The sequence below is a fragment of the Frankia sp. CoBUL1 genome (genome assembly GCF_978021245.1).
This window is the reverse complement of sequence record NZ_CDXDOS010000364.1, coordinates 1-2555: the sequence shown is the minus strand read 5'-3', so window position 1 is coordinate 2555 and position 2555 is coordinate 1. Positions and strand designations below refer to the sequence as shown.

The following is a 2555-nucleotide window of genomic DNA, read 5'->3' as shown; positions in this document are numbered from 1 at the left end:
AGTGAGCAACTCGCCCCGCCGTGGGCAGGACCTTCGTAGGCTGGCGGGGTGACCGATCGCCTGTACTTCCGTCAACTGTTGTCCGGCCGCGACTTCGCCGTCGGCGATCCGGTCGGTACCCAGATGGTCAACTTCGTCTACCTCGTGGGTGACCGCGAGACCGGCGAGGCCTTGGTTGTCGATCCCGCCTACAAGGTCGACGACCTGCTCAACCTGCTGGCCGCCGACGGTATGCGGCTCACCGGCGCGCTCGTCACCCACTACCACGCCGATCACATCGGCGGAAACGCGTTCGGCCTGGAGATCGAGGGTGTCCGCCAGTTGCTCGGCCGGCAGAACGTCCCGATTCACGTGAACCGGGCCGAGGCGAAGTGGGTACGGCGGGCGACCGAGGTCTCCGCGGCCGATCTGGTCGAGCATGACGACGACGATGTGGTGACGGTCGGGGAGATCCCCGTGCGGCTGCTGCACACCCCCGGCCACACCCCCGGCAGCCAGTGTTTCCTCGTCGACGATCGGCTCGTTGCCGGAGACACCCTGTTCCTCGAGGGCTGCGGCCGGATGGACCTGCCCGGCGGCGACGCGGGACTGATGTACGACAGCCTGCGTCGGTTGGCCGCGTTGCCGGACACCACCACCGTCTTCCCCGGCCACCAGTACTCTCCGCAGGCGTCGGAGGACCTTGCGGTGGTCAAGCGGATGAACCACGTCTTCCGGCCGACGAGCGCCCAGCAGTGGAAGGCGATGCTGGGCCTGTCCTGAATCCCGCGGTCGACCGGGTCGCAGCCGGGAAGACCCTCGTGTTTGCGGAACCGCATGGTCGACAAGGCGAGGAGCCCCGTATGACAGCCCCGGTCCGTGCCGCCGTCCTGCAACTCGGCTGTCCCGACGAGGAGAACGCGGCGGACCGGGTGCGCAGGGTGCTGGGGGAGATCCGGCGGACCTGGGCGGACCTGGTCGTCCTCCCCGAACTATGGGTCACCGGCTATTTTCACTTCGATCGGTACGAGGCGGAGGCGGAGGCGTTGACCGGGCCGACGGTCACCGCCCTGCGGGAGGCCGCCCGGGAACGCGGATGCCACCTGGTGGCCGGTAGCATCGTGGAACGGTCCGCCGACGGACGGCTTTTCAACACGACCGTGTTGATCGGTCCGGACGGGATGATCCGGCATGCGTACCGCAAGGTGCACCTGTTCGGCTACGGCTCCGCGGAGGCCCGGTTGCTGACGCCGGGTGCCACGGTCGGAACCGTCCCCACCGAACTCGGCATCGTCGGGCTGGCGACCTGTTACGACCTCCGGTTTCCCGAGCTGTTCCGGCTGTTGGCCGAGGGCGGTGCCGAGATCGTGGTGGTGGTATCGGCCTGGCCGTTGGCCAGGCTGGACCACTGGCGCGTGCTCACCCGGACCCGGGCCATCGAGAACCAGGTGTATCTCGTCGCCTGCAACGCCGCGGGCCGCCAGGCGGGCCGGGAGATGGCCGGGGCGAGCGTCGTCGTCGATCCGTGGGGAGAGGTGCTCGCCGAGGCCGGCCCGCGGCCCACCACGGTGCGCGCGGAGCTGGACCCGTCCCGACCGGCCGCCGTTCGTGCCGAGTTCCCGGTGCTCACGCATCGCCGGCTCGGGGTCGACCACCAGAACCGGCTCGACCACCAGAACCGGCTCGACCACCAGAACCGGCTCGACCCTGCGCATCTGCTCGACCTGGCCGGGCGTGGCAAGGCCTTTCTTGACTTCTGGCGAGAGCGGCACCTGTGCAGCCTGACCACCGTCCGGCCGGATGGCAGCCCGCACGTGGTCGCCGTCGGCGCGACACTTGATCCGGCGGCGGGCATCGCCCGGGTGATCACATCGGCCCGGTCCCGCAAGGCCCGCCTGATCGCGGCGGGACCGGCCCACGGCACCCCCGTCGGGCTCTGCCAGATCGACGGCCGACGCTGGTCGACGCTGGAGGGACTGGCCGTGCTCCGGGATGATCCGGCGAGTGTGGCCGACGCCGAGTTCCGCTATGCGCAGCGTTACCGCACGCCGCGGGCCAATCCCCGGCGTGTCGTCGTGGAGGTGCGGATCACCCGCGTGCTCGGCAGCGTCTGACCCTCAGGACTCGATCGCCGCGGTGATGCCGACCAGCAGCCATTCCAGCCCGTCGGCGAAGTCCTCCTGCGCGTCGTCACCCATGATCGTCGTATTGCCCGGACCCAACTGCGCGAGGAAGGGATAGTCGCCGGTGGCGATCAGGCTGCGGAGGTAGGTGGTCAGCTCGACCTTGTCGACGTCGGTCCGGGAGTGGAGGTCCCGCGCCCGCAGTTCGGCGAGAACGTGCCCGATCGTGTACGTGTCGACCGCGCGCAGAATCGCGATCTTCCGGCGAGGTGGCACGGGCAGCCTGGCGACCGCTGCGGCCGACTGCTCGGCGTGGCGCAGCGCGTTCGGTCCGTAGTGCGGCCGTCCGGCGAACGTGGTCAGCATCCAGGGATGGCGCAGGAAGCTGGCCCGGGTCTGATGGGAGATGGCATGCAGGGCGTCGCGCCAGTCGGCGGGCAGCGGGTCGGGGAC

General features: G+C 70.0%; 3 protein-coding genes. 2 read left to right on the top strand and 1 reads right to left on the bottom strand.

Annotated features, from left to right (window positions below; genetic code table 11):
• The first annotated feature begins 48 nt into the window (after positions 1-48).
• Positions 49-762 carry an MBL fold metallo-hydrolase gene (locus tag AC08OX_RS16920; RefSeq protein ID WP_476608702.1) on the top strand — a complete coding sequence of 238 codons (714 nt, stop codon included), beginning with the start codon at positions 49-51 and terminating at the stop codon, positions 760-762.
• Between the two features lie 80 nt (positions 763-842).
• Positions 843-2093 carry a nitrilase-related carbon-nitrogen hydrolase gene (locus tag AC08OX_RS16915; protein WP_476608701.1) on the top strand — a complete coding sequence of 417 codons (1251 nt, stop codon included), beginning with the start codon at positions 843-845 and terminating at the stop codon, positions 2091-2093.
• Positions 2094-2096: 3 nt separating this feature from the next.
• Here AC08OX_RS16915 and AC08OX_RS16910 read toward each other — a convergent pair.
• A partial coding sequence (locus AC08OX_RS16910; RefSeq protein ID WP_476608700.1) for a TetR/AcrR family transcriptional regulator C-terminal domain-containing protein occupies positions 2097-2555 on the bottom strand: 459 nt, incomplete at its 5' end.